The 4,957-nt window shown below is 57.0% G+C and carries 2 protein-coding genes; one reads left to right on the top strand and one right to left on the bottom strand.

Going from position 1 to position 4,957, the window contains the following annotated elements:
- On the bottom strand, window positions 1–3,813 hold a 3,813-nt coding region (locus V6C07_RS08925; RefSeq protein WP_333536051.1), incomplete at its 3' end, for a beta strand repeat-containing protein.
- 333 nt (window positions 3,814–4,146) lie between these two features.
- Between V6C07_RS08925 and V6C07_RS08920 the strand changes: the two genes are divergently transcribed.
- On the top strand, window positions 4,147–4,638 hold the full coding sequence (locus V6C07_RS08920) for a helix-turn-helix domain-containing protein (RefSeq protein WP_333536050.1): 492 nt from the start codon (window positions 4,147–4,149) through the stop codon (window positions 4,636–4,638).
- Window positions 4,639–4,957: the final 319 nt, after the last annotated feature.

Here is a 4,957-nt window from a genome sequence, read left to right as displayed (position 1 = left end):
TATGCGGGCGGCGCTTTCAATGGTTTTGGCGGCCAGGTCGGCGTTGCCGCCGATGAAGTTGTCGCTGGTGGCGCGGGACAGGAAGCGCACGCCCTTCACGTCGGAGTCCACATGGGCGGGACCCACCTGGTCGGCGGTGTAGGCATTGTCCAGCACCTTTACAAGGTCGCCGTCAAGCTTGGGGTAGACGTTGGCGGCGGAATTGAGCCCCGTGCTCAGCACGCCGGTGGCGGCATTAAACGAGCCGTTGATCATGCGGGAATCGGTGCTGAAGTTGGAACCTGTCCAGCCTGTTCCGTTATTATCGGTTGTTATATTGTCGCCAAGCACGGTGTACTGCCCGCCCACCTTGGCGCCAGTGATGCGCAGTTTTGCGTTGGCGGCAATGTTGGCTTGGCCGGCGGCATTCTTGGTGTTGAGCGCGCCGTTAGGGCCAGAGGCTGCGTCGGCAGTGACCACCAGAAGGGAATTGGGGGCAAAGGTGGCTTTGTTGAGGGCGAACTTACCAGGGAGTGCCGCATTGTCCAGTCCACCATCCACCACAATGCTAAAGCCATCACCCAGCATCTGGGGTTTTGTGATGCCAAGAGCGGCAGTGACGCCGCCGGGGATAAGCCCCGCGCCGTTGGTGACCGCATTGACCTGTTCTGCCAGCCAGCCCTTGTCGAGGGTGCCGATGGTCAGCAGAGAGTTTTGCCCCACGCCCACGTTGCCGTCGATCTCATTGCCAAGCATACCACCGACCACAACATAGCTGGGGCCGTCAGCCTCCCAGTCAGGGTCAATGAGCAGGCTGCCGCCGCCAAGGGTGAGGTTTCCCGCCACCAGACTGGTGGACTTCGTATCAGTGGCGTTACCCACGGTGATGGTTTTGCCCGAGGCTCCGGTCAGACTGCCCACATTGACCTGCGCGCCGTCAGTGAAACGGGAGTCAGCGCCCACAGTAAGGCTTTCAGCTACAAGGCTGCTGTTTTCGGCGTTTACGCCGCCAGTGGCAGTGATGTCGCCCTGAGATACCAGGCTGCCGTCGGTGACGTTGGCTGCGCCGGTAAGGGTAATATCACCCACAGCGCCAATACTGCCGTTGGTGGCGGTCAGGCTGGCGGCAGAGATGTCTCCACCAGCGCCAATACTGCCGTTGGTGGCGGTCAGGCTGGCGGCAGAGATGTCTCCACCAGCCCCAATACTGCCGTTGGTGGCGGTCAGGCTGGCGGCAGAGATGTCTCCACCAGCCCCAAGGTTGCCGTCGGTGACGCTGGCTGCGCCGGTAAGGGTAATATCACCCACAGCGCCAATGCTGCCGTTGTTGGCGGTAACGGCGTTTACACTAATTGTATCGGCATTGAGAGTAGCGCCGCTGGCAGTAATGGTGCTGCTAACACCAGTGATGTCACCCACGGTAAAGGCGCCACTGCCATTGCCCACGGCCAGAAGGCTGCCGGCACCAGTAAAGGTCACGTCGCCCACAGTGCCGCTGTTGTTGCTGCCAGCATCGCCAAGCACAAGGGTTCCGGTTACGCCCACGCTGACGTCAGCTGCATCCCCATTGCTATCGCTTACAATGTTGCCGCCATTGGCTCCGGTAAGTTGCAGGGTGGTGTTGGTAGCAACAAGGTCGCTTGTAAAAGTATTATCAAGCTCCACCCCGGCATAGGCCCCGGAGAGGGTGCCAGTGACACTCGTAACCGTGGCGTTGCGCAGGGTATCGTTGGTGGTGTTGCCAAGGCTGCTTACGTCGCCATAGGCCACGATGCCGTCTGTGGCATCAATGTCAGTAATAGTGGCACTGCCCACGTCAAACAGGCCGCTGCCGCCCATCAAGTTCCCTTTGAGGGTGCCGAGATCGGTAAGCGTCAACGTCCCAAGGTTATCGACCTTGAGCGTGCCGCCGCCTTCGACCGTGAGGCTTTTCCCGATGTTCGTCGATGCGGTGCCAGTAATGCCCAGGCTGTCACTTGTGGCGTTGAGCCGTCCGCCCAGTTTCACGGTGAGGACGCCGTTAGTGACGGTGGTTTTGAGTGCGCTGCCCGTCGCTGTTACGTCCAGCGTTCCATTGACCGTGGCATTGGCATGGCGGATATCCAGCGTTGTGCCCTCATCCATAGACATGATGCTGCCTTTCGTCACGAGCAGGGTGCCAGCGTTCGCATTGCCTACGGTCACATCCTTGGTGAACGTGGCTGTGGCGGCATCTGTACGGCCGCTGTTGTTGTCGTAGCCAACCATAAGAAAGCCGTCGTTCACGTTGACAGCCGCGTTGATGGTGGCGGTTTTGGGCCCACTATAGAGGTTCGGGTCCGCGCCGATGAGCAGGGAACTGTTATTATCAAGGTTGAGCGTGGCGTCCGCGTCGTCGCCTTTCGTCACCGTAAGTATGGAATTCTTGCCGGTGAGGCTCAACGTGGTATTTTTCACACCCACAGAGTCGGAGGCAGATTTGATGTTCAGGGTATCGCTGGTCAGTACCCCTTTGTTGAAGGTATCAATTGTTCCAGCGGTATTGATGGTCATGACTTCGGCGTACAGGTTGCCGCTATTGGTTGCGCCAAAGAATATCTCTCCGGCACTTGAAGCGCTGGCTACAAACTGATCTGCATCCAGTGTGGCCTCGTCGCCCGCGCTTACAAAGCCGCCGTTGATGGACAGACTCCCTCCGAGCACGGCCGTGGCGAAATTCTCCGAGCTGAACACAAGGTGGCTGTACCCATCGCTTGGACTGCCGTTGACAACGAAATTGCCGCCGCTTCCGGTCAGCTCACCTTTTTTAAGGTACATGTGCGTACCGTTGTTGAGCTGGATGGTGCCGCCGTTGAGCTCCAAATCACCACCTTCACCCAGAGTATAGGTCATGCCCTTGCCCAGAATAAGCTTGCCGTTTTCGGCCACGGCAACCGTGCCGCCGGTCTGGTTGAAGCTGCTGGTGGCGGAGCCGTTATACACGAGGGCTTCGGATCCTGTATTGCCGTTGGTGTCGGGTTGCAGCAGCAGCGCGCCATTGTTCACGTCCAGAGCACCACCACTCATCGTGACGCCGCCGCCCGTGGTCATTACGCCGTAGCCAGGGGTAGAACCATCGGCACTTCCCACTACGATATGGGCGCTATCGGCAATTTGGTTGTTGCTGGTGCCGCCGAACATGATGTGGGCGGCAGTATTTTGTATGTCTGGGCCAGAAGACGTTCCCAACATATTGATGGTGCCGCCGGTAATCTGCAGGCCTGTTTCGCCGCCGCCGAACAGCTGGGAATAGCTGTTCATGTTAACGATGCCGCCGCTGACCGTCAGGCCGCGGTAACCGCCTATCTGAGCGGCCTGGTACCAGTTGGTGGCACTAGTCTTGCCCGTGATGTTCACTGTGCCGCCGCTGATATCCACGCTTCTGGCATTGATGCTGGCATTGATGCCGTCATCATAAGAGCCGCCGCCAAGAGTCAGGTCGCCGCCGGTCATTTTGAAGTCAAGGTAGCCAGGGGCATCGCCATCTGTTCCGGGTACCCCATTGATAAGCCGCGCACCGTCTTTCAGCGTCAGGCTGCCGCCTTCACCAAGGGTGATGGAGGTCGCCGTGATGTTCTTGCCCTCTGGGGCTTCCGTGAAAGGTGTATTCACGACTATCGAGGTGTCAACAGTCACGTCACCCGTCCAGTAGCCCGGTTCTTGAGGATTCGGGTCCGCCACAGCCAGCCCGGCGCTGCCCAGGGTAAGGGCCGCCGCCAGGGCCAGAGAACCAAAAGCATTGAGCAGGCGGCATTTCCCCAATACCGCCTTATACCTGTTAATCAGGTTACCAACCGCGTTTTTGGACAAAATCATGTGCTTCCTCCTTAAAAATTGACCATCAGGGCCTCAAGGCCGGCCTGTCCTCTGTAAAGGCCGTAAAAGCGGCCTGTCCTCTGCATGGGACGGGGAAAGCAATCCGTGAATGGTGCCGCTGAAAATATTGCTTTCCCCGGATTAGGCGGATATGGTTGGTCTGCTAAAACGTGAACCTTAACCGCCCAACTGCATTATTAGATCAAAATCTCAGCTATTTCAACCTGAATATTGATTATGAATTAAAATTTCATCTATCTGTTCAGATTTTGAGCAATATTTTGATCTTACAGGACGGTGCGGAGTTGATTGGGCATTGGGATAGTATTACTTATGAAAACGCTTGGATCTCGCATCCGTTTCGCGCGAGGAGCATTGTCGCAGGAAGTTTTTGCAGCAAAGATCGGCATCAGCAAGGGATCGCTTGGCGGATATGAGCGTGATGAAAATCTGCCAAACAGCGATATTTTGCTAAAAATTTGTCAGGAGACCGGAATTTCGGTCCAATGGCTTCTTTTGGGTACAGGAACGCCCGCTGTTCCTGAAGAAGAGGCTGTTGCGCCGGGAAAGATACCGGCTGGCAGCGCGCTGCCCCTGCCAGAAATTTTGGGGGTCGCCGCGCATGCCCCCTTGTCTCAGAGTGGAATTGCGTTCGTTCAGAACGGAAAAATGCTCCAGCAGGAATGCGCGCGTTGCCGCAGGCTCGAAGAACGCCTTGAACGCCTGGAAGATGAACGCAGGGAACTGAGTGAGGAAAACAGGCAGCTCTGGAAAGAAAACAGTCTGCTCAACGCCCGCCTGGCGCGCATGAAAGCCAGGGGTTAGGGCAATTCACTGCGGTTGCGTGGACTGCGCGGCTTGTGCGGCATCTCTTTCGCGCACGGCCGCGTTTTTCAGTGCTCTTTAGAGCAGATTAACTTTGAAATGCTTCACATTTCAAAGTTTTCATTCAGCCGAAAAATGCGATTTTCGGCTGAATCCACGCCACATTGTGGCGCGCTGCACTTTCGTGCAGCGTTAGACAGTGTCGTCACGAGCGCCTTTCCCGGTATCTCTGCGTCGAACTTCGCCTTTTATTCCGGTCGAGTACCATAAGAGTACACTCCCTGCATAAAAGGCTCGTTCTCCTTGATATACCAAGCAA

The sequence above is a fragment of the Desulfovibrio sp. 1214_IL3152 genome, assembly GCF_036763055.1.
In the GTDB taxonomy this organism is placed as follows: domain Bacteria; phylum Desulfobacterota; class Desulfovibrionia; order Desulfovibrionales; family Desulfovibrionaceae; genus Desulfovibrio.
The sequence above is the reverse complement of the archived record's forward strand: the minus strand, read 5'-3'. Positions and strand labels throughout refer to the sequence as shown.